This is a genomic window from Vibrio sp. A11 (assembly GCF_013048705.1).
Classification (GTDB): Bacteria; Pseudomonadota; Gammaproteobacteria; order Enterobacterales; family Vibrionaceae; genus Vibrio; species Vibrio metschnikovii.
Window position 1 is genome coordinate 255,933 of the sequence record NZ_VHSI01000002.1, and the last position, 25,789, is coordinate 281,721.

General features: G+C 45.1%; 22 protein-coding genes and 4 tRNA genes. 18 read left to right on the plus strand and 8 right to left on the minus strand.

Going from position 1 to position 25,789, the window contains the following annotated elements:
• Position 1 precedes the first annotated feature (1 nt).
• The 10 genes from holA (at position 2) to lipA (ending at position 9,298) form a co-directional block, all read left to right on the plus strand.
• Positions 2 to 1,027, plus strand: a complete 1,026-nt coding sequence (gene holA, locus FKQ60_RS03655; protein ID WP_170906034.1) for a DNA polymerase III subunit delta — start codon at positions 2 to 4, stop codon at positions 1,025 to 1,027.
• 85 nt (positions 1,028 to 1,112) lie between these two features.
• On the plus strand, positions 1,113 to 1,430 hold the full coding sequence (rsfS, locus tag FKQ60_RS03660; protein WP_004395723.1) for a ribosome silencing factor: 318 nt from the start codon (positions 1,113 to 1,115) through the stop codon (positions 1,428 to 1,430).
• Positions 1,431 to 1,432: 2 nt separating this feature from the next.
• Entirely contained in the window at positions 1,433 to 1,903 is a 471-nt protein-coding gene (gene rlmH / locus FKQ60_RS03665) for a 23S rRNA (pseudouridine(1915)-N(3))-methyltransferase RlmH (protein ID WP_170906035.1), read from the plus strand.
• A gap of 6 nt (positions 1,904 to 1,909) precedes the next feature.
• Positions 1,910 to 3,793, plus strand: coding sequence for a penicillin-binding protein 2 (gene mrdA / locus FKQ60_RS03670; protein ID WP_154168762.1), 1,884 nt, complete (start codon positions 1,910 to 1,912; stop codon positions 3,791 to 3,793).
• Entirely contained in the window at positions 3,793 to 4,914 is a 1,122-nt protein-coding gene (gene rodA / locus FKQ60_RS03675) for a rod shape-determining protein RodA (RefSeq protein WP_158138080.1), read from the plus strand. Before mrdA ends, rodA begins: the two co-directional genes overlap by 1 nt.
• 5 nt (positions 4,915 to 4,919) lie before the next feature.
• Complete coding sequence (locus FKQ60_RS03680) at positions 4,920 to 5,717, plus strand: septal ring lytic transglycosylase RlpA family protein (protein WP_170906036.1); 798 nt, start codon at positions 4,920 to 4,922, stop codon at positions 5,715 to 5,717.
• Between the two features lie 127 nt (positions 5,718 to 5,844).
• The gene (locus FKQ60_RS03685; protein WP_040904560.1) at positions 5,845 to 7,020 is read left to right on the plus strand and encodes a serine hydrolase; all 1,176 of its coding nucleotides are present in this window, start codon (positions 5,845 to 5,847) and stop codon (positions 7,018 to 7,020) included.
• Between the two features lie 170 nt (positions 7,021 to 7,190).
• Positions 7,191 to 7,469, plus strand: coding sequence for a DUF493 family protein YbeD (gene ybeD / locus FKQ60_RS03690; protein WP_072668655.1), 279 nt, complete (start codon positions 7,191 to 7,193; stop codon positions 7,467 to 7,469).
• A gap of 204 nt (positions 7,470 to 7,673) precedes the next feature.
• Complete coding sequence (lipB, locus tag FKQ60_RS03695; protein ID WP_004395729.1) at positions 7,674 to 8,336, plus strand: lipoyl(octanoyl) transferase LipB; 663 nt, start codon at positions 7,674 to 7,676, stop codon at positions 8,334 to 8,336.
• Entirely contained in the window at positions 8,333 to 9,298 is a 966-nt protein-coding gene (lipA, locus tag FKQ60_RS03700; protein WP_004395730.1) for a lipoyl synthase, read from the plus strand. The genes lipB and lipA overlap by 4 nt, the downstream gene beginning before the upstream one ends.
• Positions 9,299 to 9,410: 112 nt before the next feature.
• On the opposite strand, the gene glyA is transcribed toward lipA, so the two are convergent.
• Positions 9,411 to 10,661, minus strand: a complete 1,251-nt coding sequence (gene glyA, locus FKQ60_RS03705; RefSeq protein ID WP_154168768.1) for a serine hydroxymethyltransferase — start codon at positions 10,659 to 10,661, stop codon at positions 9,411 to 9,413.
• Positions 10,662 to 11,038: 377 nt separating this feature from the next.
• Between glyA and FKQ60_RS03710 the strand changes: the two genes are divergently transcribed.
• Positions 11,039 to 11,641, plus strand: coding sequence for a YitT family protein (locus FKQ60_RS03710; protein WP_170906037.1), 603 nt, complete (start codon positions 11,039 to 11,041; stop codon positions 11,639 to 11,641).
• 91 nt (positions 11,642 to 11,732) lie between these two features.
• On the opposite strand, the gene vexH is transcribed toward FKQ60_RS03710, so the two are convergent.
• Complete coding sequence (gene vexH / locus FKQ60_RS03715; protein ID WP_004395732.1) at positions 11,733 to 14,843, minus strand: vibriobactin export RND transporter permease subunit VexH; 3,111 nt, start codon at positions 14,841 to 14,843, stop codon at positions 11,733 to 11,735.
• Entirely contained in the window at positions 14,843 to 15,889 is a 1,047-nt protein-coding gene (locus FKQ60_RS03720) for an efflux RND transporter periplasmic adaptor subunit (RefSeq protein ID WP_170906038.1), read from the minus strand. Before FKQ60_RS03720 ends, vexH begins: the two co-directional genes overlap by 1 nt.
• A 412-nt stretch (positions 15,890 to 16,301) precedes the next feature.
• On the opposite strand from FKQ60_RS03720, the gene FKQ60_RS03725 reads away from it, so the two are divergent.
• The 4 genes from FKQ60_RS03725 to FKQ60_RS03740 all read left to right on the plus strand — a co-directional run bounded on the left by FKQ60_RS03725 (position 16,302) and on the right by FKQ60_RS03740 (position 16,912).
• Positions 16,302 to 16,386 (plus strand) — tRNA-Tyr (locus FKQ60_RS03725).
• 90 nt (positions 16,387 to 16,476) lie between these two features.
• Positions 16,477 to 16,561 (plus strand) — tRNA-Tyr (locus tag FKQ60_RS03730).
• 90 nt (positions 16,562 to 16,651) lie between these two features.
• Positions 16,652 to 16,736, plus strand: a tRNA-Tyr gene (locus FKQ60_RS03735).
• A 91-nt stretch (positions 16,737 to 16,827) separates the two neighbouring features.
• Positions 16,828 to 16,912, plus strand: a tRNA-Tyr gene (locus FKQ60_RS03740).
• 149 nt (positions 16,913 to 17,061) lie between these two features.
• On the opposite strand, the gene treC is transcribed toward FKQ60_RS03740, so the two are convergent.
• From treC to gmhB, 4 genes are all read right to left on the minus strand, one after another.
• Positions 17,062 to 18,747 (minus strand): alpha,alpha-phosphotrehalase, encoded by a 1,686-nt coding sequence (gene treC, locus FKQ60_RS03745; protein WP_170906039.1) that lies wholly within the window; start codon positions 18,745 to 18,747, stop codon positions 17,062 to 17,064.
• Between the two features lie 61 nt (positions 18,748 to 18,808).
• Positions 18,809 to 20,233, minus strand: a complete 1,425-nt coding sequence (gene treB / locus FKQ60_RS03750) for a PTS trehalose transporter subunit IIBC (protein WP_154168774.1) — start codon at positions 20,231 to 20,233, stop codon at positions 18,809 to 18,811.
• 343 nt (positions 20,234 to 20,576) lie between these two features.
• On the minus strand, positions 20,577 to 21,530 hold the full coding sequence (gene treR, locus FKQ60_RS03755) for a trehalose operon repressor TreR (RefSeq protein ID WP_004395736.1): 954 nt from the start codon (positions 21,528 to 21,530) through the stop codon (positions 20,577 to 20,579).
• Entirely contained in the window at positions 21,530 to 22,102 is a 573-nt protein-coding gene (gmhB, locus tag FKQ60_RS03760) for a D-glycero-beta-D-manno-heptose 1,7-bisphosphate 7-phosphatase (protein WP_004395737.1), read from the minus strand. Before gmhB ends, treR begins: the two co-directional genes overlap by 1 nt.
• A gap of 265 nt (positions 22,103 to 22,367) precedes the next feature.
• Between gmhB and metN the strand changes: the two genes are divergently transcribed.
• From metN to FKQ60_RS03775, 3 genes are read left to right on the plus strand one after another with little or no spacing between them, the layout of a single operon-like run.
• A complete protein-coding gene (gene metN / locus FKQ60_RS03765; RefSeq protein WP_040904568.1) occupies positions 22,368 to 23,402 on the plus strand; it encodes a methionine ABC transporter ATP-binding protein MetN in 1,035 nt (344 codons plus the stop codon).
• Positions 23,392 to 24,069: a methionine ABC transporter permease gene (locus tag FKQ60_RS03770; RefSeq protein WP_004395739.1), complete on the plus strand. Its 678-nt coding sequence runs from the start codon at positions 23,392 to 23,394 to the stop codon at positions 24,067 to 24,069. Before metN ends, FKQ60_RS03770 begins: the two co-directional genes overlap by 11 nt.
• A gap of 27 nt (positions 24,070 to 24,096) precedes the next feature.
• A complete protein-coding gene (locus FKQ60_RS03775) occupies positions 24,097 to 24,900 on the plus strand; it encodes a MetQ/NlpA family lipoprotein (RefSeq protein ID WP_004395740.1) in 804 nt (267 codons plus the stop codon).
• A gap of 96 nt (positions 24,901 to 24,996) precedes the next feature.
• On the opposite strand, the gene FKQ60_RS03780 is transcribed toward FKQ60_RS03775, so the two are convergent.
• A complete protein-coding gene (locus tag FKQ60_RS03780; RefSeq protein ID WP_004395741.1) occupies positions 24,997 to 25,788 on the minus strand; it encodes a Zn-ribbon-containing protein in 792 nt (263 codons plus the stop codon).
• Position 25,789 lies beyond the last annotated feature (1 nt).

Genomic DNA, 25,789 nt, shown 5'->3' on the forward strand with positions numbered 1-25,789 from the left:
CATGCGATTGTACGCCGACAAACTCAGCGAAACCCTCAACCGCTCGCTCTCTGCTGTCTATTTAATCTTGGGTAATGAACCCTTATTGATTCAAGAATCACGTTTAGCGATTGAACGCAAAGCGCGAGAGCAAGGATTTACTGAAAAATACCGCTTTAACGCCGATGCGTCCCTCAATTGGAACGAGGTGTATGATTGTTGCCAATCCATGAGCCTCTTTTCTCAGCGCCAGATCGTAGAAATAGAAGTCGCAGAGAATGGCTTTAACGCAGCATTAGGTAAAGAGCTCGCCAGCTTAACAGCAACGCTGAGTCCTGATGTTTTACTGGTGATCATCGGTGGAAAACTGGCTAAAGCACAGGAAAATACCGCATGGTTTAAAACATTAAGTGCACAGGCTTGCTGGGTTAACTGCTTAACGCCTGAACTTTCTCGTTTACCTCAGTTCGTGGCGGCTCGCTGCCGAGCTCTAGGTTTAAAACCGGATAACGAAGCGATTCAAATGCTCGCTCAATGGCACGAAGGCAATCTACTGGCTTTGGTACAAAGCCTAGAAAAATTAGTGCTCCTTTATCCTGATGGGCAATTAACATTATTACGTTTAGAAGAGTCGCTCAGTCGCCACAACCAGTTTACCGCTTTTCACTGGATCGATGCCTTACTCGAAGGTAAGGCCAACCGAGCGCAACGTATTTTGCGCCAACTGGCTGCCGAGGACACTGAAGTCATTATCTTAATCCGCACCGTACAAAAAGAACTGTTTCAATTGTTGCAGATGCGACAGGCAATAGAGACACAAGCGATAGGTAACGTTTTTAATCAATACCGGATTTGGCAAACCAAACGGCCACTTTACTCTGCCGCTCTACAGCGATTATCCGTGCCGCAACTTCGTCATCTACTGCAACTACTTGCTCAGTGTGAATTATTGGCTAAGACTCAATATAGCCAACCCATTTGGCCACTGATGCAGCAACTGAGCTTGCAATGCTGCCTACCGAAAGCAAACGTCGCTTTACCGACTTAAAAGCGTGTTATACTACGGCGCTTTTTTAGCAGCAGAATAACCTTTGATGACCATCATCAACGAACCATACTATGAGGATTCACCATTGCAGCAACAACAACTTACCCATTTCCTTGCTGATAAAGCCGATGACATGAAAGCCGTTAATATCGTTACCCTTGATGTCCAAGGTAAATCAAGTGTGACCGACTACATGGTGATTTGTACTGGCACCTCAAAACGCCATGTGGCCTCGATTGCCGATCACATTGCCAACGAGGTAAAGAAAATTGGCTTAGAGCCTCTCGGTATGGATGGCGAGAAAGAAGGTGAATGGGTCGTATTAGATATGGGGTCGACGATGCTTCATGTCATGCAAGAAGAGCATCGCGCTTTATATCAATTAGAAAAACTCTGGGGCTAAGTGTGAAGATTCAACTGATCGCCGTCGGCACCAAAATGCCGAAATGGGTTGAAGAGGGCTTTCAAGAGTACCGTCGACGCTTTCCTCATGATTTACCATTGGAATTAGTCGAAATAGCGGCGGGTAAACGTGGAAAAAATGCTGACATTGCACGTATTTTACAAAAAGAAGGCGAAGCCATGCTCGCCGCCGTACCCAAGGGAAATCGAATTATTACGCTCGATATCCCCGGAAAACCTTGGAATACTGAGCAGTTGGCAGAGCAATTAGAAAGTTGGAAACTCGATGCACGAGATGTGTCCATTCTCATTGGTGGACCAGAAGGGCTGGCACCAAGCTGCAAGGCGGCCGCTGAGCAAAGCTGGTCATTATCACCCTTAACTCTGCCCCATCCACTGGTGCGTGTGGTTATGGCTGAAAGTCTCTATCGAGCATGGAGTATCACGGCCAATCATCCTTACCATCGAGAGTAATGAGCGATGCTGCGTAAGCGAAGTCCAATCAGAGATTACCAAGCGGAAGCCCGACTGTTTCGTCGTCGAGCTATCGTCGCTTTCATGGGAATTGTCGTGGCAATGGGTGTGCTGATCACCAACCTCTATCATATTCAGGTGAAACAGTACCAAGATTACAAAACCCGCTCCAACGATAATCGCATTAAAATTGTCCCGATTGCCCCCAACCGTGGGTTAATTTACGATCGCAATGGTCATTTACTGGCGGAAAATCGTCCTGTGTTTAACTTGGAAATTATTCCTGAACAAGTAAACAATATGGACGATACCATCGCTCGTCTGCAGCAAATTTTAACCATTCCAGAAGAACGAATTGCGGCGTTCGAAAGAGATCGCCGCCAAACTCGACGCTTTAATGCCATTCCTCTACTCACACAACTCAGTCATGAAGATGTGGCGAAGTTTTCCGTGCATCAGCATAATTTCCCAGGGGTATCGGTGAGCGCGAATTTAAAGCGTTTTTATCCTTATGGAGAAGTCTTAACTCATGTAATTGGCTACGTATCACGAATTAACGATCGCGATGTAGAACGACTACAACGTGAAGGTAAAGCCGCTAACTATCAAGCAACACGCGATATTGGTAAGTTAGGTATTGAGCGTTACTACGAAGATCTGTTACACGGCACCGCTGGCTATCAAGAAGTTGAAGTTAATAGCCGTGGACGCATTATTCGGACGTTGAAATACGTGCCGCCGTCTCCCGGTAAAGATATTGTTCTTAACTTGGATATTGACTTACAGCTTTATATCCATCAATTACTGGACGGTCGCCGCGGCTCGGCGATTGTCTTAGATCCAGAAGATAACGGCATACTAGCGATGGTCTCCAGCCCAAGTTATGATCCGAACCCTTTTGTGCATGGCATTTCATCAACCGAATATAATAAGTTACTGAATGACATTAACCGTCCTTTAGTTAACCGAGCGACCTTGGGGATTTATCCACCAGCTTCAACCGTAAAGCCGTTTATTGCTCCAGCAGCATTACACGATGGCATCATTACGCCAAGAACGACACGTAACGATCATGGTTCTTGGCAAATCCCCAATTCCGACACGCGCCCTTTTCGAGACTGGCTGCGCTGGGGGCATGGCCGGGTTGATATCTTAAAAGCGATTGAAGAATCGGTAGATACCTTTTTCTACCAAATTGCTTACGACATGGGAATTGATAACTTATCGACTTGGATGATGCGTTTTGGGTTTGGAGATTTAACTGGCATCGATATTTTCGAAGAAAGTCGAGCCAATATGCCCACTCGTGAATGGAAAATGGCTCGTCATCGTACCCCTTGGTACAAAGGTGACACTATCCCGGTTGGAATTGGTCAAGGTTATTGGACCGCAACACCGATGCAATTGGCGAAAGCGACTTCGGTGGTGGCGAATAAAGGGAAAGTGATTGCCCCGCATTTACTGCGCTCTACGATTAAAAACGGTCAACCTTTTTCGACTCAAAAAGAAACTGAGTACGTAACCTTCCCTCCTCTTGATGAAATTGATGACAAGTACTGGGATATTGCGATACAAGGGATGTATCTGGTTAACCACGGTAGTCGAGGCACCGCTCGACGTGCCTTTCAAGGCTTAAAATACAAAAGTGCCGGTAAATCAGGAACCGCGCAGGTCTTTGGTCTAGCAGAAGGTCAAGAGTATGACGCCGACGAACTGGCTGAACATTTACGCAATCATGCACTCTACGTTGGTTTTGCGCCCATCGATCATCCGAAACTGATCGTCAGCTTAGTACTCGAAAACGCAGGTGGTGGTTCCGGTGTTGCGGCTCCCGTCGTGAGACGTATTTTTGATCATGTGATCTTGAGGCCACAAGAGGATAAACCATAATGAAGATGGATCCCGCTACCGGACAAAACCGGGCTTTTTTTGAACGTTTGCATATTGATCTGCCCTTATTACTTGCTCTATTAGTGGTCATGGGATTTGGCTTGGTCGTGATGTACAGTGCTGGTGGACAAAGTTTAGCGATGATGGAGCGCCAAGCCATGCGTATGGTTATGGCGCTGTTAGTGATGGTTGGCTTAGCACAGCTCTCACCGAGAAGCTACGAACGTTTAGCGCCGCTGTTGTTTTTTTGTGGTGTGATATTGTTGCTGGGGGTACTCTTTTTTGGAGAATCCTCCAAAGGAGCACAACGTTGGCTCAATCTCGGTTTCATCCGTTTTCAGCCGTCAGAACTGCTGAAACTGGCTGTACCACTAATGGTGGCACGATATATTGGTCAACGACCTATTCCAGCAGATTTAATGACCCTAGCCGTCGCATTAATGATGGTCTTTTTCCCAGCAATATTGATCGCCAAACAGCCTGACTTAGGGACCTCCATTTTGATTGCAGCTTCCGGTATTTTTGTTATTTTCTTAGCCGGTATTAGCTGGAAAATCATCTCGGCAGCCGTGATCGCCGTTGGTGCGTTTGTCCCTGTCATGTGGTTTTTCTTTATGCGCGAATATCAAAAAACTCGCGTACGTACCTTGTTTGATCCAGAATCCGATCCACTGGGAGCGGGGTATCACATCATTCAAAGTAAAATTGCGATTGGTTCGGGAGGCTTATCAGGTAAAGGTTGGTTACATGGTACACAGTCTAACTTAGAGTTTTTACCCGAAAGGCATACCGACTTTATCTTCGCCGTCATTGCTGAGGAATGGGGGTTGATTGGCGTACTTGCTCTGCTCGCAGCCTATTTATTTATTATTGGTCGAGGGCTGTACCTTGCCGGTAGTGCTCAAACCGCTTTTGGTCGGATGATGGCAGGAAGTATAGTTTTAAGTTTCTTTGTCTATGTCTTTGTTAATATCGGCATGGTGAGTGGTATTTTACCCGTTGTTGGCGTCCCGCTGCCCCTGATCAGCTATGGCGGTACATCGATGGTGACACTCATGGCCGGATTTGGCATTTTGATGTCGATTCACACCCATCGTAAAGCGTTTTCTAAGGCGAATTGAACCGTATGAAATCATCTCACTATCCATTGCTCTTGAGCTTACTTTGTAGCGCTTTACTCATCGGTTGCAGCAGTAAACCAACCGGGCGTTACGCTTTATTTAATGACGTAGCGCCTAATACGCCGATTTCTGTCGCACATATTGAAGATGCCTATCCTCAATACGAACCCTACAGCCTAGGGGGAAATCGCGATTACACACTGCGCGGTGAGAGCTACCAGATCATTCGTAACCCCATAGGGTTCACTGAGCGTGGCCAAGCGTCGTGGTATGGGAAAAAATTTCATGGCCATCTAACGTCTAATGGCGAAATTTATGACATGTATTCAATGACGGCTGCACATAAAACGCTGCCCCTGCCAAGCTATGTCAAAGTCACCAATTTGGATAATGGCCGAGAAGCCATTGTTAGAGTCAATGATCGTGGTCCATTTCATGAAGGGCGGATTATTGATTTAAGTTACGCTGCCGCGTATAAGTTAGGCGTCATTCAAACGGGGACAGCCAATGTTGACATTGCGGTCATTACCGTAGAAAGAAACAGCAATCGTCCTCTTAAAACACCGTTTGCCCAGTATGTTATTCAAGTTGCTGCCTCCCAGCATCAACAGCGAGTAGAGCAGTTATCCGCCGAGATGAGTGACCAACTGACGGTCCCAAGTTTTGTCGAGAGTAACCATCAACAGCATCGGTTATTTCTAGGGCCGTTTACTGACTATGCCCTGACGCAAGAAATACTTGAGCGTGTAAAATCGCTCGGTTACGACACCGCTTTTGTGAGAAAACACCACGCAAAACCGTAACGTCGATGCAAAGCAGATCGGTCTTCTCCTTTATCCGCTCAACGATACATGGAGGAATGAGCGGTCTGATTTGCAAGGTCGTTTCTGTTAAGCTATTCGATAACTAACCAATAGTTTTAATATTATTATGAAAAAAATCTCTCTATTTTCTGTTTTAGCGACATCTTTTGCGCTATCTGCTACGTTTTCAGCATCCTCTTTTGCTGCACCGACTGTCATTCCAGATGCCCCACAAATTGCCGCCAAAGGCTATGTGCTGATGGACTACCATTCAGGGAAAATCCTCGCTGAGAAAGAGATGAACACAAAGCTCTCTCCAGCCAGTCTCACCAAGATGATGACCAGCTATGTTATCGGCCAAGAGCTTAACCGTGGCAATATTTCTCTCGATGACGATGTGGTGATCAGCGAAAATGCGTGGGCGAAAAACTACCCCGATTCATCAAAAATGTTCATCGAGGTAGGCACTTCGGTTAAAGTCCGAGATCTGAATAAAGGGATTATTATTCAATCAGGTAACGATGCCTGTGTAGCGATGGCAGAACATGTCGCAGGTTCAGAAGATGCTTTTGTCGATCTCATGAATGCTTGGGCCAGTTCACTGAACATGACCAACACACATTTTGCCAATGTGCATGGACTCGATCACCCTGAACTCTACTCTACGCCTTATGATATGGCCTTATTAGGTCAAGCATTAATCCGAGACGTGCCAGATGAATACGCTCTCTACGCCGAGCAAAAATTCACCTACAACGGCATAACCCAATACAATCGTAACGGATTACTTTGGGATAAAAGTATGAACGTCGACGGCATTAAAACTGGCCATACGACTAATGCTGGTTACAGTTTGGTCAGCTCAGCGACCGAAGGCAATATGCGCTTGATTGCTGTCGTGATGGGGACTAAAGATATTAATTCTCGTAAAACGGAAAGTAAAAAGCTGCTCAGTTACGGTTTCCGCTTTTTTGAAACAGTCGCTCCGCACAAAGCAGGCGAAACCTTTGTTAACGAAACAATTTGGATGGGCGACAAACCAACCGTTGCACTGGGTGTAAAACAAGATACTTACGTTACGCTGCCACGCGGTCAAACCAAAGATCTGACGGCTAGCTTTGTCTTAGAAAAAGAGCTCAAAGCACCAATCAATAAAGGGGATGTCGTGGGTACCCTCTATTACCAAGTACAAGGTAATGAAATTGCTCAATATCCTCTGATGGCGTTAGAAGATGTCAAAGAAGGTGGTCTATTAAGTCGTCTATGGGATTACTTAGTACTACTCTTTAAAAGCTTGTTCTAATTCCGAGTGTTAAAGGGGTGGTAGCCTCCCCCCTTTAACACTTGCTGCGATGTGGGTACGTTTGCTAGCTCAGCGAAACTCATCGCCGCGTTAGCCTATCGCCAACTTGAGATATCTTTAAATTGACGGTACTATCCGCCACCGCTTAAGCAAATCTTGGAGCTTTCACTATGATGACCATTAACTCTGATGCCAAATTAAAAGATCTTTTAGAGTTTCCTTGTTCTTTTACTTACAAAGTTATGGGCCATGCGAAACCTGAGTTACCAGAACTTGTGTTAGAAGTGATCCAGCGCCATGCTCCTGGTGACTATAGTCCGCGAGTTAAGCCAAGTGGCAAAGGCAACTACCATTCGGTTTCGGTGACCATTACGGCGACATCGATTGAGCAAGTAGAAACACTGTATAAAGAGCTAGGCGATATCGAGATCGTCCGTATGGTTCTATAACACTGAGTTGCAGCGAAACATCAAAAAAATTTTAATTGTTATACATTATTTTTAAAGCAGCATTATGCTGCTTTTTTTTATTTTTCATCACTTTAAATTACTCATAAAAAAAATGAGGTTAAAAAAATCCCCGAGATGAGTAGTTCAAAGCGTCTAAGATGTTTATAATCAAAAAACTTTATATATCACTGGTGGACAACGACAATGGATAATCCGCTTGTTATCAGGCGACTGGGTCGACAAGATTATTTGCCTGTTTGGCAAGCCATGCATCAGTTTACCGATCAACGTGATGAACAAACGGCCGATGAAATATGGCTTGTTGAACACCATCCCGTTTTTACCCAAGGTCAAGCAGGTAAAGCTGAGCATCTTCTCAATCCAGGAAATATCCCGGTCGTACAGAGTGATCGTGGTGGTCAAGTCACTTATCATGGCCCAGGTCAATTAGTGGTCTATGTGTTGATTAATTTAAGACGCAAGAAGCTCGGCGTTCGAGAATTGGTCACTGGTATTGAACAACTCGTGATCGACACTTTAAAAACCTATCATATTAATTCTGCCGCTCGCCCAGATGCTCCAGGTGTCTATGTCGATGGAAAGAAAATATGCTCACTAGGTTTACGTATTCGTAAAGGCTGTTCATTTCACGGTCTTGCCCTTAACGTCAATATGGATCTTTCTCCTTTTCTGCGCATTAACCCTTGTGGTTATCAAGGCATGGAAATGGTGCAAGTCTGCGACTTAGGTGGGCCAGATAACTTAGCAGAAATTGAACAGCAAATGATCCAAGAGCTTGTCCGTTTATTCGGTTATCAACAAGTCGAATTCAGCACAGAAGCACCTTTTATAGGTAAAATAGCATGAGCAAACCAATTCAAATGGAAAAAGGCGTTAAATACCGTGACGCCGATAAAATGGCACTGATTCCGGTGAAAAACATGCCGGTTGAGCAAAAAGAAGTGCTACGTAAGCCATCGTGGATGAAAATAAAACTCCCTGCCGATAGCCAGCGTATACAAGAAATTAAAGCCGCGATGCGTAAAAATAATCTTCACTCTGTCTGTGAAGAAGCGTCTTGCCCTAACTTGGCGGAGTGCTTTAATCATGGCACCGCTACGTTTATGATCCTTGGTGCTATCTGTACTCGACGTTGTCCATTTTGTGACGTAGCCCATGGACGCCCGAATGCCGTTGATGCCGCTGAGCCGAAAAAACTCGCTGAAACCATTCGTGATATGAAGCTCAAGTATGTCGTGATCACTTCCGTCGACCGTGATGACTTACGCGATGGTGGCGCTGAACATTTTGCAGACTGCAACCGCGAAATTCGCGCGCTCAATCCGGGGATCCGTATCGAAACCTTAGTCCCTGATTTTCGTGGTCGCATGGACATTGCGCTAGAAAAACTCAAAGACAATCCGCCAGATGTGCTTAACCATAACCTAGAAACGGCTCCACGCCTGTACCGTAAAGCGCGCCCTGGGGCAAACTATAAATGGTCTTTAGAATTGCTGCGTAAGTTTAAAGAGCAGCATCCTGATGTACCAACAAAATCAGGGATCATGATGGGCTTAGGTGAAACTAAAGAAGAGATCATCCAAGTCTTAAAAGATTTACGAGAGCATGGCGTGACGATGCTAACATTAGGTCAGTATTTGGCACCAAGTCGTCACCATCTACCCGTTGAGCGCTACGTGCCACCTGAAGAATTTGATGAACTAAAAGAGATCGCTCTTGAGCTTGGCTTTACCCATGCTGCGTGTGGGCCTTTTGTTCGCTCATCTTATCATGCGGATTTGCAAGCGAAGGGATTAGAAGTCAAATAACCCTATCAAATCTATACGGTTATCAGCCTATCAATCAATATTGCTGATTGATGGTTATCACGTTACAAAAATGGCCCGCTTAGCGGGCCATTTTATCTACTATGACAAAGTATTAAGCGTAAACCGGTAAGCGTTGACAAATCGCTAACACTTTCTGTTTAGTCGCTTCGATAACCGCTTGATCGTTAGCGTTATCTAATACGTCACACATCCAGTTTGCCAAATCTTGTGCATCTTGCTCAGTAAATCCACGACGTGTGATCGCTGGCGTTCCAATACGGATACCCGAGGTTACAAATGGGCTACGCGGATCGTTGGGTACCGAGTTCTTGTTCACGGTGATATTCGCAGCCCCTAGTGCGGCATCGGCTTCTTTACCAGTAATGCCTTTATCGATCAAATCGACTAAGAATAGGTGATTTTCGGTGCTGTTAGAAACAATCTTGTAACCGCGCTCTTGGAATTGAGCCACCATCGCTTTGGCATTTTTTACTACGCGTGCTTGGTACTCTTTAAACTCAGGCTCCATTGCTTCTTTAAATGCTACCGCTTTAGCCGCAATAACATGCATTAATGGACCACCTTGCCCACCCGGAAAAACCGCCGAGTTAAGCTTTTTATACATCTCTTCGCCCGCATTGGACAAAATCAAACCACCACGAGGGCCGGCTAACGTTTTATGGGTCGTCGTCGTCACTACATGCGCATAAGGGAGCGGCGTTGGATAAACTCCAGCAGCAATCAAACCAGCGACGTGTGCCATATCGACAAAAAAGTAAGCGTCAACTTTATCAGCAATTTCGCGCATCCGTTTCCAATCAACGATTTGTGAATAAGCCGAGAAACCACCAATGATCATCTTCGGCTTGTGCTCAAGAGCCAGTGCTTCCATCTCTTCGTAATTGATCTTACCGCTTTCATCAATACCGTATGGGATAATATTGTAGTGCTTACCAGAAAAGTTAACTGGAGAGCCATGAGTTAAATGACCACCATGAGCCAGACTCATGCCTAATACAGTATCGCCTGGGTTAAGCAACGCCATATAAACGGCACTGTTAGCCTGAGAACCAGAGTGTGGCTGAACGTTAGCGTACTCACAACCAAATAGCTGACAAGCGCGATCAATCGCTAATGCTTCAGCTTTATCAACGTATTCACAACCGCCGTAATAACGTTTGCCTGGGTAACCTTCAGCGTATTTGTTGGTGAGCTGAGAGCCTTGTGCTTCCATAACCCGTGGGCTAGTGTAGTTTTCTGAAGCGATAAGCTCGATGTGTTCTTCTTGACGAAGCGTTTCTTCTTGGATTGCTGCGAATAACTCCGCATCGTAATCAGCGATATTCATATCACGCTTAAGCATCTGTATCTCCTGACTCAGATTTATCTGAAATTAGCTATCCCCAAACGACTTAGTATCTTTTGGGCATAAAAACCACACAATGACCCAACGCAAACGTTTTCGTCACCCTAAAGACGCGCATTCTACCTAATTTAACGTGTCTCATAAAGTGTAAATTACATAAAATATCATGCAGTTTTTTCATCATGACTAACGATAATAGTCCGCTTAACGTGAACCTATCGCTTAAGTGTCAATGTTACGCTTTACAGCCTGTAAAACGCCAATGACATAGATCTACCTTAATTTCACCTAGTATGCTACCGGAAATCGCGACTTTTCATTACTATAGCGCGCAACTATTCCCTCTAATCCGATTGATCTTTTGAGCTGTAGCAATGGATAAACACACCCACAAAGAAGATATAATCGCCATGTTGACTGGAACGTTCTTAGTCGCGCAAGGCGTCTTTTTTCTCCAAGCTGGAGAACTACTGACTGGCGGAACCGCTGGATTGGCACTGCTGATGACCCACTTTTTGCCTTGGTCATTTGGCTGGCTGTATTTTATAGCTAATAGTCCATTTTATTTATTAGCTTGGCGTCGTTTCGGTGGTCGATTTGCTATCAATAGCGCCTTATGCGGGGCATTAGTCTCGGTTTTTACTGATCATTTGGCCATGTTCATTACCCTTAGTGAGATAAATCCATTTTACTGTGCGCTGGCGGGCGGACTATTAATGGGCCTCGGCATGCTGATTCTTTTTCGTCATCGCGCGAGTTTAGGCGGTTTTAATGTCCTCTGTTTAGCGATACAAGATAGGCATGCAATACCTGCGGGTCATGTACAGATGGGGATCGACGGATTAATACTGAGTGCTTCTTTGTTCTTTATCAGTCCAAGTACTGTGTTGTTATCCATTTTTGGGGCGATTATCTTGAATCTAGTACTGAGTATGAATCACAAACCCACTCGCTATAACGTTACTTATCAACCTTAAATCTAAGTGCTAGTCATGAAAAACGCCTTAAGCCGACATCGGTTTAAGGCGTTTTTCTTTATACGCTAATCAAAACAGCGCTCATTATTGATTAATGGGTTGCACGTGATTTCACATCATGACTGATCGCTTTGTCCAATTCAGCAGCCACGTGCCCCGGTGAACGCGTCGTTTGTGAAATCAATCGATACATCGCTGGAATAACAAATAATGTCACCAATGACGCAAACGCCATCCCAAAGAAAATCACTGTCCCTACCGAGACTCGACTTTCATAGCCAGCTCCTGTCGATAAAATCAGTGGTATCGCTCCAGCCAGTGTGGTGAACGCCGTCATCAGAATCGGCCGTAAACGTCGCGCAGAAGCATCAATGATGGCTTTCTCGAATTCATAACCTCGATCGCGCAACTGGTTGGCAAATTCAACAATCAGAATACCATTTTTCGTCACCATACCGATCAGCATGATCATCCCAATTTGGCTATAAATGTTCATTCCCTGCCCCATGACAAATAGCCCTACAAATCCACCGAACACGCCCATAGGCACAGTGAACATCACCACTAATGGATTGATGAAGCTTTCAAATTGCGCTGCCAATACCAAATAGGCGACTAGCAAAGCTAATGCAAAGACAATCGCAACGCTGGATTGATTTTCTCGAAAATCTTTTGATTCCCCCGAGTAACTGACGGTGATATCACTCGGTAATATCTCTTGAGCTGTCTTATCCAAAAAGTCGAGCGCTTGGCCTAAGGTATACCCCTCGGCAAGGTTAGCCGTCATAGTGATCGCTTTTTGCTTATTGTAACGCGCTAAACGAATCGATGATGCAACCTCTTCAATATGGGTCAAAGTATCTAAGGTCACTAACTCCCCTGATGCTGTTCGCAAATAGATCTGGCTCAAATCCGAAGCGTTATTGAAGCGATTTTCGTCACCACGTAAATACACATCGTATTCTTCCCCTCGCTCGACAAAGGTTGTGACCTTTTGTCCACCGAGCATCACTTCTAAGGTATTGGAAATCTCTTGCACACTGATACCGAGTTCAGCGGCACGCTGACGATCAACCGAAACAACCAGTTCTGGCGTTTTCTCTGAATAGTTACTGTCAACACCAGTCATCATCTGTGATTCTGTTGCACGCTGTTTAAGCACCTCAGTCCATTGTTGTAGCTCTTCATAATCAGATCCGCCAAGAACAAACTGCACCGGTTCACTAGAGCCGCCTCTGAACCCCGGCATAAATGGGAACACACGCACATCAGGAATACCCGCCAGCGCTTGTCGTACATGATTCAAAGCCTGTTGAGCGGTGATATCGCGCTCATTCCAATCATCGAGGATCATGATCACAAAGCCAGTTTGATCCCCTGCGTTACCACCAAAAGCTGGTGATTGGATACTAAAGGATTTTAAAAAGCCTTGGCCGAGTAATGGCATTAACCGTGATTCGACCAAATCCATATTAGCTGCCATGCGATTATAACTGGTCGCATCAGCACCACGCACAAACGCAAAAATCACGCCGCGATCTTCAGAAGGGGTTAACTGAGCGGGAACCTGTTGATTAAGCGCATAGCTGCCCCCAACACAGGCGATGATCACTAGCGGAGCGGCCCACTTTGCACGTAAAGCGAGTTGTAAAGCACGGCGATAGTTGGCTTCTAATCGAGCAAACAGTTTATCGACCATACGATTAAAACGGTTCGGTTTAACATTGGCGCGTAAGATTTTGCTGCTGAGAACCGGGGTCAAGGTTAACGCGATTAAAGAAGAGAAAATCACGGACATTGCTAGCAGCACCGAAAACTCAGTGAAGAGTAACCCTACCATGCCATCCATAAACGAGATCGGTAAAAAAACCATCACTAAAACCAGTGTCGTGGCAATCACCGCAAACCCCACTTCCTGCGCCCCTTTATAAGCCGCCAGCAAGGGTTTCTCTCCTTGTTCAATATGATGATAGATATTTTCCATCACCACAATCGCGTCATCCACCACCAATCCGATAGCTAAAATTAACGCCATTAACGTGATCAAGTTAATCGAAAAACCAAAATAATAGGCAGCAATCAACGACGATATTAATGAAACCGGTACGGTAACCGCAGGTATTAAGGTCGCACGCGCTTGACCAATAAAAATATACAGCACCAGTACCACCAGCCCACCGGTAATAAAGAGCGTGCTATAGACCTCTTCAATCGAACGCTCAATAAACACCGTTGAGTCGTAATCAATTGCTAATCGAGTCCCTTCTGGCAAAAACGGCTGAACACGATCGACTTCCTGATGAATCCGAGCTGCTACCTCAAGCGGATTAGCGTCAGATTGAGGAATAATCCCCATACTGACATTGACCACTCCATCACTTTTAAAGGTCGAGTTTTCATTTTCCGCCCCGATAAAGACATCCGCCACATCGCGCAAATAGATCGGCGTATTATCACTGGCTTGTTTAATCACTAATGACTGAAAATCCTCTTCACTTTGATAGCTTCTCGCCGTGCGCACTGACATCACCGTAGAATCATTACGAACTTGTCCGCCGGGGCTTTCAATATTTTCTCGTCGTAATGCATTGGTAATATCGGTGGTGGTGATACCGCGCCCTGCCATTTGTTCTGGATTAAGACGAACGTACATGACTTTATATAAGCCGCCCGAAATATCCACTGAGCTAACGCCACTGATCAAGCTAAACCTATCAACCAGTACGCGATCGATATAATCGGTAAGCTGAGTACGATCCATCGTGGATGAGCTTAAGTTAATGTATACCGAGGCCTCACCCGAACCATTACTCTTAAACACCTGCGGATCATCAGCTTGCTCTGGTAGTGATCGTTTCGCCCGCGCAACGGCATCACGAATATCGCTCACCCCTTCATTTAAATCGTAACCAAGCTTAAAGGTGACGGTAATTCGGGACATGCCATTACGGGTGGTTGAGCTAATTTCATCAATCCCACTGATCCCGGCCAATTGGTCTTCAAGTACTGAAGTGATTTGACTTTCAATAATGGTCGCAGAAGCACCGCTGTATCGTGTCGAAATTGATACCACTGGACTTTCAATATCCGGCATTTCACGTACAGAAAGTTTAGAAAAAGAAACCAAACCAAAAACACACAATAGTAAGCTTAACACCACCGCCGCAACGGGGCGTTTTACTGAGATATCCGATAACAACATTATTGTGCGCCTTTCTTAATCGGTTGACCGTCGGCTGTGACTTCTCTCACGCTTAACCCGTCACGCATATTGACAATTCCTTGAACCACAATGCGTTGACCAATCTCTAATCCTCGTTCAATCACCACTTGATTGTCGATTCGAGTGCCCAATAGCACCTCTGTACGAGTCACTCGATGATCATCACCAACTACATAGACATAGCGTTTGGTGCCTGAATATTCTAAAGCTTGTACCGGAATGATCGGAGCGGAAATGGGCGGAAAATCGAGTCGCGCAGAGATAAGCATCCCTGGTTTAAGACGTTGCTGAGGATTCTTAAATTCTATCCGCACGCGTAAATTTAATGTTTCTGGATTAATCCGTGAATCGATCGCAACGACTGTACCGGTGAAGACTTGATCAGGCCAAGCGGTCGTTTGTGCTAATACGGTCATCCCGCGTGATAAACTCGATAAATAACGCTCTGGTACATGTAAGTCTAAGCGCATCACCGATAGGTTATCCAATGTCATGAGTTCGTTCCCGACACTCACTAACTGACCACGATTAAAATCAATAAAGCCAATCGTGCCATCAAACGGCGCTGTAATACGAAAATCAGCCAACTGAGCTTGAGCAGCCGCTAGTCTTGCTTGAGCAATATCAACGCTCGAACGTTGAGCGTCCAGCTCGGTTTGTGTAATCGCATTACGTTGCACTAAGCGCTCATATTCCGCGAGTTTACGCTGTTCATCACGCAAATAAGCTTGCGCTTCGCTGACGGCGGCTTGAGCTTTAGCATCGTGTAATGTCATCAGCAATTGATCTTTTTTAACCAACTGATTGCTTTTAACCATGATGCTATCGATTCGTCCAGCCGCCTCGGCCGAAATACTTATCGATTGATCAGCCACTAATTTACCAATTAACGATAAACGTTGAGAAATTTGATGTACTTGTACTGACTCAATCACCACAGGCGTCGCCATCGGGGCAGAAGCCATAGTCGAAAAAGTCGGCAATGAGATGAATAACAAAGCAACAAGTAGCGATATTTTTTTCATGATCAGGTTCAGGTAATAAGTTACTGATTCCATTGTAACCGTTTCTAAGAACAATAAACGTCAAGTAACGTAAAGATACTTTTAAAAACGGTAAGTTTACTCGTGTGAGTAAAACTTAGAATAGAGGCGCTAACGTTCGCAATACTTTGATGATTGACGATAAACATCATTAATAAAGGCTTTGAGAGCAAGATGATGGCTTACACCATCACAACATAAGCAAACCAAGCATAATGAAGATAAACCTTAATATCTGCCATGTTCTGCCCAAAAAGCCAGCATTCAATTCAAAATCATCAAAAAAGGGTTTACAGTAAGGCCGAGTTTGATAATATGCGCTCCGCAGCTGAGCGATGCGTTGGGAAAACGTCGATTCAGCCTCGGATTGAATCTAGTTAATCCGTAAACCCTTGGAGGGGTTCCCGAGTGGCCAAAGGGAGCAGACTGTAAATCTGCCGGCTCCGCCTTCGATGGTTCGAATCCGTCCCCCTCCACCATATTCTCTCGCAAGAGAAATCCTTGATTGATGCGTTGGGAAAACGTCAGTTGAGTGACGTGATAACGAATACGTTATCCGTAAACCCCCTGGAGGGGTTCCCGAGTGGCCAAAGGGAGCAGACTGTAAATCTGCCGGCTCCGCCTTCGATGGTTCGAATCCGTCCCCCTCCACCATATTCTCTCGCAAGAGAAATCCTTGATTGATGCGTTGGGAAAACGTCAGTTGAGTGACGTGATAACGAATATGTTATCCGTAAACCCCCTGGAGGGGTTCCCGAGTGGCCAAAGGGAGCAGACTGTAAATCTGCCGGCTCCGCCTTCGATGGTTCGAATCCGTCCCCCTCCACCATATTCTCTCGCAAGAGAAACCCTTGATTGATGCGTTGGGAAAACGTCAGTTAAGTGACGTGATAACGAATACGTTATCCGTAAACCCCCTTGGAGGGGTTCCCGAGTGGCCAAAGGGAGCAGACTGTAAATCTGCCGGCTCCGCCTTCGATGGTTCGAATCCGTCCCCCTCCACCATATCGATTAAGCCTGCTCAGAGAGCAGGCTTTTTTGTATCTTCAATCCATACTATCCCCTCTAGCAGGTAGACTTTCAGATAATAAAAAAGGCTTCACATTATTAAACGTGAAGCCAAACATCGAATCTTAAAACAGACTCAATCAGGATTATCGATCAATCACTATCACTCGCGTTTCGTAAGGACGGAGAACTTGATGTGCTAATACCGATTGCTGCTTAATACCGGCATAATTACCTAATAGATAACGAGCATTTTCTAATGGTAACTCATCCGGTAACACCCACTCTTCTTCTTGATCGTAGTAGTTATTAATACACAACAGGATTTGCTGATCATCTTGACGTTGATAGGCAAAAATTGCCGGATGTGACGGCAAGAGATCTCGATAATCACCATGGGTGATGACTGGTACGGTTTTACGTAATTCAATCAAACGTTGATAAAAGTAAAACACCGAATTTTTATCGGCCAGCGCTTGTTCAGCATTGATCTGTGGATAATTACTCGCCACTTCTAGCCAAGGCTGACCTTGGCTAAACCCAGCGTAGGCTTGACTGTTCCACTGCATCGGCGTGCGAGAATTATCACGAGATTTTTGCGCCAAAATCGCCAACATCTCTTGATCACTAACCCCTTGCTGATTAACCATAATGTCATACATATTGGTGCTTTCCACATCGCGATACTGCTCAATGGAAGTGTAACCAGGGTTAGTCATGCCAATCTCTTCCCCTTGATAGACATAAGGAGTCCCTTGCATCATATGAATCGAGGCCGCCAACATTTTCGCTGATTCAACCCGATATTGGCTGTCATTGCCCAAACGGCTAACCACCCGCGGTTGATCGTGGTTACACCAAAATAGCGCTCCCCAGCCTTGACCATTTAACCCCGTCTGCCAATGATTGAAAATTTGCTTCAATTGCAGAAAATCAAACGGCGCTTTAGTCCACTTTTCACCATTGAGATAATCGGCTTTAAGGTGATGGAAATTAAATACCATCGACAGCTCTTTACCGTCTAACGAAGAGTATTGCTGGCAATGCTCTAAAGTCGTTGATGACATTTCACCCACCGTTACGCTGCCATAACGCTGGAATACATCGCGGCTGATCTCTTGCAGGTACTCATGAACCCGTGGACCATCGGTATAAAAACGGCGACCATCCCCTTGTTGATCATTAGGAAAATCCTGCTGCTTAGAGATTAAATTAATCACATCTAAGCGAAAGCCATCAACGCCTTTTTCAGCCCAGAATGCAATCACATCTTTGACTTCTTGGCGAACCTGAGGGTTTTCCCAGTTTAAATCCGCCTGCTGCTCAGCAAATAGGTGGAGATAATATTGATTGGTCGATTTATCGAGCGCCCACGCACTGCCGCCAAACTTTGATTGCCAATTATTGGGGACACCACCCTCGACCGGATCATGCCAAATATAGTAATCACGATAAGGACTATTTTTATCACCCAGAGCCGATTGAAACCATGCATGATCCGTGGAGGTATGGTTAACCACGATATCCATAATGATACGAATACCACGCTGATGCGCCTGTTCTAATAGCTGATCAAAGTCAGCCATGGTGCCAAAATCGGGGTTAATGGCGTAATAATCGGCAATATCATAACCATTATCGATCATCGGCGATTGATAAACCGGCGTTAACCAGATGGCATCGATGCCTAATTTCTGCAAATAATCGAGCTTAGAAATAATACCCGGAATATCGCCAGTGCCTTTATTGCCACTATCGCAAAAGCTTTTCGGATAAATTTGATAGATGGTGGCGGTTTTCCACCATAACGGATCTTGATTAACTGCACTCATAACTTACTCACTTACCAAAATAATCAACAGAGTGGCCAATCAGCCACTCTAAAAATGCTAGTTACGCTTTACTGACTTCTAATTCGCCTTTGGCTAACGCACGCTTGTACATCACTAAGGTCAAGGCAGCCGGAACGATAATCGCCACCACCATCGCGACTAAGAAAGTCAGCCAATATTGCGGTTGAATGGAGAGAATACCTGGCAAGCCACCAACGCCGATGCCATTAGCCATAACGCCAGCACTACCACAAATTGCCGCGGCCAGTGCACTACCAATCATCGCGCTCAACATTGGGAATTTATACTTAAGGTTAATACCGTACATCGCAGGTTCAGTCACACCAAGATAAGCGGAAATTGCCGCTGGCACTGAAATATCGCGTTCACCATGTTTCTTACTGATAATGATGATGCCAACCACAGCAGATGCTTGAGCAATATTAGAAAGAGCAATCAGTGGCCAAATCGGTGTACCACCGAGTTGCTGCATAAGTTGCAAATCAACCGCGTTAGTGGTGTGGTGAATCCCGGTGATCACCAGTGGTGCATAGAGGAAGCCAAACACCATTGAGCCCAACACCGCAAAATCACCCGTCATCGCCGCTTTAGCCGCAAACGCTACCCCATCACCAATCACACGTCCAAATGGACCAATGAATGCATGGGCTAAAATCACCGCCAGAATAATCGATACAAAAGGAACAACGACTAAATACAAATAAGCAGGAATAATGCGTTTGAGATTGGTTTCAATAAAGGCCAACACCACCCCAGCAAGAATGGCAGGAATAACCTGAGCTTGGTAGCCGACTTTTTCAATCGCAAACCAGCCAAAATCCCACACTTCTGGTACTTGAGTACCGATCAGATAGGCGTTCATCAATTGCGGAGAAACCAAGGTTACCCCAAGGGTAATCCCCAAAATCGGTGTCCCACCGAGTTTCTTGACCGTCGACCAACACACCCCGACCGGTAAGAAGAAGAAAATCGCTTCACCAATTAACCATAAAAAGGCATGGACACTGGCCCAAAACTGGCTAATTTCAGTTAATGTTTGGCCATCAAACATCTTGATGTCGCCAATCACATTGCGGAAACCTAAAATCAAACCACCGGTGATGATCGCTGGTAATAGAGGGACAAAGATTTCAGCTAAATGGGAAATACCACGCTCTAACGCATTCATATTTTTACGCGCGGCAAGTTTGGCATCGTCTTTTGACGCTTCTGATTTACCCGTCAGTTGCAGCAAGATTTTATAAACCTCGTCAACCTCAGTACCAATCACCACTTGAAATTGCCCAGCATTAGTAAAGCAACCTTTGACCATACCAATGGTTTCAATCTGCTTAATGTCGGCTTTTTCAGTATCATTTAATACAAAACGTAAGCGAGTTAAGCAGTGGCTGACACTAGCAATATTTTCATTACCGCCGATCAGCTCAATAAGACGTACCACGTCTTGTTTGACTATCTTACCCATACCCTTATCCACCCTATTTGGTTTTTACTTATAATAGTTGAACTTACCATGGGAACAATCCCAAATCTGATTGAATAATGGCACAATGAATGAAAAACCAAAATGGGAACAATCCCATTAATTGAAAGCGATCACAAACAATCGAATCATCAATAGTAAAAGAGATACGCAACATCCAAAGAATTTGCAGTGGTCGCTAGGTTAACAAAGGTCGTCGCGTTAAAAGAAAGTGGGGATAAAATACGTTAACTCCGACCATACAGAGTTAACGTAAAATGAAGAATAACCCACTGATAATTATGAAGAGTTTTCAGATCACCTAGAAAGCCCAACACTCATGGCGTTATCTAAAATAAGCGGGGGGTTGAGTTAAATGTACCGGTTCGGTTAACTCACCAGATAAGTGTTTAATGAGTAGCTCTGCGGCTTGCTTGCCAGCCTGACGATAACCCGGATCAACGCTATAGATGTTAGGAAATAAAAAAGACAGCAGCTCATTACCACCGACACCCGTTACAACAATGTCATCACGCTGCTGCTCTTGTAAGCGCTTAATGACGCCCAAAGCCAAAGTATCACTGGCACAGACAATGGCCTCAGTATGAGCATTTAAAACGTTATCAACCAACTGATAAGCGCTTTCATGGTGTAGCTCACCGGTTTCAAATCTGGCTTCGATACCCTGCTGTTGGCACCAATTCAGATAAGCTTGTAAGCGCATTAAACCGGTTGTTTTATCTTTTGGATTAACGCCAATAAACGCAATATTGGTTAATCCTTTATGCTTAAGATGGGTTAAGGCTGCTTCAATTAAAGCTTGATGGTCGTAATTAATCGAAGAAATGGAATCATGATCCATGGCAACCAACACCGCTTTATCTTGCCACTCTGCTAATGACGTTAAATCAATATCGGTAAAACCAAAGACAATCACACCATCGACATTACGCTTTTCAAGTACGTTGAGATGCTCACGGGTTTTATCACGATTAAATTGGCTCTCCATGATCACCACATCATAACCGTGCGCATACAGCACCTGTAACATACTGCTGATCGAACGATTTTCTGATGGCGAATCTAAGCGGGAAATAATCACCCCCACCACTTTTTGACTGCCGCCACGCATCGACTGAGCGGACTTCGAAGGTACATAACCGCACTCGGCAATCACCTGCTCGACTCGTTGCCGAGTTTCAGGTTTTACTTTCGGATCATTGGTTAATACCCGAGATACCGTCGATTTACCGACACCTGAAAGGCGAGCTATGTCGGTTATGGTCAGTTTTTTAGCCATTAATCCTTTGCCACCAACGATTGAGCTGCCAAATAAGCAGGCACATCGGCAATACTCTCCAACACAACCTCAGCCAACGCTTCACCTTGTGGAGTAATCGCTTTACCAGTACGCACTAAAATTTTCCGCCCAACGTCTGCCGCTTGAGCAGCCATCATATCTTCCGCTTTATCACCAATCATCACTGAGTTCGCCATGTCTATTTTTAGAAAGTCGCGTGCAGAAAACAACATTCCCGGCTTAGGCTTACGACAATCACACTCTTGACGATACGGCTCAACGCCATGTTCTGGATGATGTGGACAATAATAGATACCATCCAGCTCGACACCATGATCGACAAAGTTCCAATCCATCCATTGCGTTAAAGAGAGAAAACGATCTTCACTAAACAATCCACGAGCTATCCCTGATTGGTTGGTCACCAGTACCAATAAGTAACCCATCTCTTTTAACTGCTTTGCCGCAGTGAAGACCCCTTCGATGAAATGAAAATCGTGCTCATCGTGCACATAACCATGATCGACATTAATCACACCATCACGATCCAAAAACACAGCAGGTTTCGCCAAAATATTGCTCTCTTAGGATGTATTTGCTAAGAATTATACTCAACTATACTCAAGATGCTACACGCAAAAGTATTGCATCACTGCCAGTAACGTCAGCACTTCAACTATTCCTTCCTTAATGAGTCGTTAAGTTGATTACTTTTATTTCACAGCAATTTAGACGTCTAGACGTAAAAATATCTATTGACTTAAAAAGCGAGAACTCATAGCATCAAATCAAAGGACAGTTCAGGTGTATGCGCCTATCTCGATACGGGTTTCGTTTATGATTCAACTTCATCAAGTTAATAAAGTCTTTCATCAGGGTGATAAAGCTATTCACGCTTTGAAAAACATTGATCTAGAGATTAGCCAAGGAACGATTTTTGGTGTCATCGGCGCATCGGGAGCGGGGAAAAGTACTCTCATCCGTTGCGTTAACCTATTAGAAAAACCGACCAGTGGACGTGTGATTGTTGATGGGATTGATTTAACTCAGTTAACGAATCAGCAATTAGGCCAAGCCAGACGCAATATTGGGATGATTTTCCAGCACTTTAATCTGCTTTCTTCCCGTACCGTGTTCGATAATATTGCTCTACCATTAGAGCTGGCTAATCATACCCATGAGCATATTGAGCACAAAGTTAGCGAGCTACTAACACTCGTCGGTTTAGCGGATAAACGTCATACCTATCCTGCCAATTTAAGTGGCGGCCAGAAGCAGCGTGTGGCGATTGCTCGCGCGCTGGCTTGCGAACCCAAAGTGCTGTTATGTGATGAAGCCACCAGTGCGCTTGACCCGGCGACAACTCAATCAATTTTAGAGCTGCTGAAAGAAATTAACCGCAAACTGAATATCACAATTTTACTTATCACCCATGAAATGGATGTCGTGAAAAGCATTTGTCACCAAGTGGCGATCATCGGTGATGGCGAATTGGTGGAAAAAGGCACGGTAGGCGATATTTTCGCACATCCTAAAACCCAATTAGCCCATCAATTTATTCGCTCAACGTTAGATCTGTCTATTCCTGAAGATTATCAGGCTCGCTTACAACCGACTCGTGTGGCTGGAAGCTATCCGTTAGTGCGCTTGGAATTCACAGGAGCCACTGTTGACGCGCCATTAATGTCACAAATCGCCCGTAAATTTAATATTGACGTCAGTATCTTAAGCTCTGATCTTGATTACGCTGGCGGGGTGAAATTTGGCATGATGGTGGCGGAAATTTTCGGTGATGATGATAATGCTGCGGCGGCGATAGACTATCTTCGCGACAATAATGTAAAAGTTGAGGTGCTTGGTTATGTCCTTTAATACGATTATCGACTGGATCGCTTTTAATGGTGATTTACTACTCAGCGCCACTTGGCAAACCATTTATATGGTGGCAGTCGCTGGCATTATTGGCTTCGCAATCGGCATTCCACTCGGGGTTATTTTACATACCACCAAACAAGGCGGGTTATTGGAAAATACCAAACTGAACCGTGTCCTTGGCGCTATCGTCAATATTGGCCGCTCGATTCCGTTTTTGGTGTTGATGGTGGCTATCATTCCGATCACCAAAATGCTGGTCGGTACTTTCATTGGCACCACTGCGGCAATTGTCCCTTTAACCATCGGTGCGATTCCTTTTGTTGCCCGTTTAATTGAAGGAGCATTAATTGAAGTGCCAAGCGGACTGGTTGAAGCGGCGCAAGCCATGGGCGCAACGCCTTTACAAATAATTCGTAAAGTCCTGTTACCTGAAGCTATGCCAACCATTTTAAACTCGGTAACCATCACCTTGGTGACCTTAGTCAGCTACTCAGCCATGGCAGGCACCGTGGGAGGCGGCGGTTTAGGTGATGTGGCGATTCGTTATGGCTTTCATCGCTACGACGTCACCATCATGACCGTCACCGTCATCATGCTAATTATTTTGGTACAAATTATTCAATCGGTTGGTGACCACTTAGTGCGCCGCGTTGATCATAGATAATAATGTTTATATAACAAGGAGATAATAATGAAGTTTTCACTTAAAGGTTTATTGGCGATTGCTGCCGCGGCTATTGTATTAACGGGATGCGGCGAAAAAGCGGTCGACATGAACAAAATCAAAGTTGGCGTGATTGCCGGTGCTGAAGAACAAGTGGCGGAAGTGGCGGCTCGCGTAGCCAAAGAGCGCTACAATCTGGATGTTCAACTGGTGACATTTTCTGACTATGTGACCCCAAACGCTGCGCTTAACGATGGTTCGATTGATGCTAACGCATTTCAACATAAACCTTATTTAGATCGCCAAATTGCCGATCGCGGCTATAAGCTAGCGATTGTTGGTAACACTTTTGTTTATCCTATCGCTGGCTATTCAAAACAAATCACCACTCTTGATGAATTAGCTACCGGTTCACGAGTCGCGGTGCCCAATGACCCAACCAACTTAGGTCGCTCTTTATTGCTGCTACAACAACAAGGTTTAATCACCTTACGTGATGATATTGGCCTACTTGCGACCGTACGTGATATCACTGACAATCCGAAAAACCTGCGCATTATGGAACTGGACGCCGCTCAGCTACCTCGCGCTTTGGATGATGTCGCACTAGCCATCATTAACACCACTTACGCCAGCTCGATTAATCTTACCCCTGAAAAAGACGGTATTTTTGTCGAAGATAAAAACTCACCTTACGTGAACCTACTGGTTGCTCGTCAAGATAATGTTAATGCTGAGAACGTACAAAATTTCCTCAAAGCATATCAAACTGACGACGTGTATAAAGCCGCCTCAGAAATTTTCCATGGTGGCGCAGTCAAAGGCTGGTAATTGACCAACACTACTGAAAATGCACGACAAAAAAGAGACCGCCACTGGCTGGTCTCTTTTTTATTCGCGGTCATCAGTCAATGCTCGCGATTAGGATCAAGCGACGGGCTCATTTTTCAAATGATCCCAAGAGAGATTAGAAACGATTTTGCAGTCATCGCATTTAAAATGGAAAATCTCATGGATAGGCTCATCCAGTAACCACGCGCCGCCACACTTAGGACAAGGACGAGCTTGCTCATCGGCTAAGCTCGTTCCACCCACTCGGTACTGATAGTAATAGGTCGGGATCTTGGTTAAATACTCGATACGTCCCCGTAAATCCCAACCACGACGAAATAGATCGCTATCAATATCACACAGCTCATGCAGCGCGGCGTGTTCAGCTTTGCAGCCTCCTGCCATCTGAATTTCATCACAAGCTTGCCATTCCGTTTGCCATTTGATCACCGCTTTATGGTCACCATTAAAAGTAGGCGAATTACGATACAAAGGGATGGGCAATAGAGTATCGCCGCTACGAAGTGGCGAGCAAGTATGCACATAAGTGGTGTATAGCACCTGCCAACTCGGTGGCTCGCAGTCTGCTGCTTGTTCTGAGTTAATATCACGGCCAAGCAAACGCACTTTAGGCGCCAGTAAACAAGCCTCCGATAAGCGATGCAAGCAAGCTTTGACAAAATCTGAATGGTATTTCGGGTGCAAACTATCTTGCTCTGGGCACACGGCGCGCAAGAAAAACTCGCCATCACCAAGCACCAGCGGAAACTCTCTACCCAATACTTGACCGTTATAGCGCAAGGCATCCATCAAACCGTTGACCGCTTTATCTACCGCACTGATGGTCGTGTTATCAAAACATTCAAACTCAAGCTCTACTACATACATC

Excerpts from the sequence above, each read along its gene's own strand:
- holA (WP_170906034.1), top strand. The coding sequence starts at position 2 with ATGCGATTGTACGCCGACAAACTCAGCGAAACCCTCAACCGCTCGCTC.
- mrdA (WP_154168762.1), top strand. The coding sequence starts at position 1,910 with ATGCTGCGTAAGCGAAGTCCAATCAGAGATTACCAAGCGGAAGCCCGA.
- rodA (WP_158138080.1), top strand. The coding sequence starts at position 3,793 with ATGAAGATGGATCCCGCTACCGGACAAAACCGGGCTTTTTTTGAACGT.
- FKQ60_RS03680 (WP_170906036.1), top strand. The coding sequence starts at position 4,920 with ATGAAATCATCTCACTATCCATTGCTCTTGAGCTTACTTTGTAGCGCT.
- FKQ60_RS03685 (WP_040904560.1), top strand. The coding sequence starts at position 5,845 with ATGAAAAAAATCTCTCTATTTTCTGTTTTAGCGACATCTTTTGCGCTA.
- ybeD (WP_072668655.1), top strand. The coding sequence starts at position 7,191 with ATGATGACCATTAACTCTGATGCCAAATTAAAAGATCTTTTAGAGTTT.
- lipB (WP_004395729.1), top strand. The coding sequence starts at position 7,674 with ATGGATAATCCGCTTGTTATCAGGCGACTGGGTCGACAAGATTATTTG.
- lipA (WP_004395730.1), top strand. The coding sequence starts at position 8,333 with ATGAGCAAACCAATTCAAATGGAAAAAGGCGTTAAATACCGTGACGCC.
- glyA (WP_154168768.1), bottom strand. The coding sequence starts at position 10,661 with ATGCTTAAGCGTGATATGAATATCGCTGATTACGATGCGGAGTTATTC.
- FKQ60_RS03710 (WP_170906037.1), top strand. The coding sequence starts at position 11,039 with ATGGATAAACACACCCACAAAGAAGATATAATCGCCATGTTGACTGGA.
- vexH (WP_004395732.1), bottom strand. The coding sequence starts at position 14,843 with ATGTTGTTATCGGATATCTCAGTAAAACGCCCCGTTGCGGCGGTGGTG.
- FKQ60_RS03720 (WP_170906038.1), bottom strand. The coding sequence starts at position 15,889 with ATGAAAAAAATATCGCTACTTGTTGCTTTGTTATTCATCTCATTGCCG.
- treC (WP_170906039.1), bottom strand. The coding sequence starts at position 18,747 with ATGAGTGCAGTTAATCAAGATCCGTTATGGTGGAAAACCGCCACCATC.
- treB (WP_154168774.1), bottom strand. The coding sequence starts at position 20,233 with ATGGGTAAGATAGTCAAACAAGACGTGGTACGTCTTATTGAGCTGATC.
- treR (WP_004395736.1), bottom strand. The coding sequence starts at position 21,530 with ATGGCTAAAAAACTGACCATAACCGACATAGCTCGCCTTTCAGGTGTC.
- metN (WP_040904568.1), top strand. The coding sequence starts at position 22,368 with ATGATTCAACTTCATCAAGTTAATAAAGTCTTTCATCAGGGTGATAAA.
- FKQ60_RS03770 (WP_004395739.1), top strand. The coding sequence starts at position 23,392 with ATGTCCTTTAATACGATTATCGACTGGATCGCTTTTAATGGTGATTTA.
- FKQ60_RS03775 (WP_004395740.1), top strand. The coding sequence starts at position 24,097 with ATGAAGTTTTCACTTAAAGGTTTATTGGCGATTGCTGCCGCGGCTATT.
- FKQ60_RS03780 (WP_004395741.1), bottom strand. The coding sequence starts at position 25,788 with ATGTATGTAGTAGAGCTTGAGTTTGAATGTTTTGATAACACGACCATC.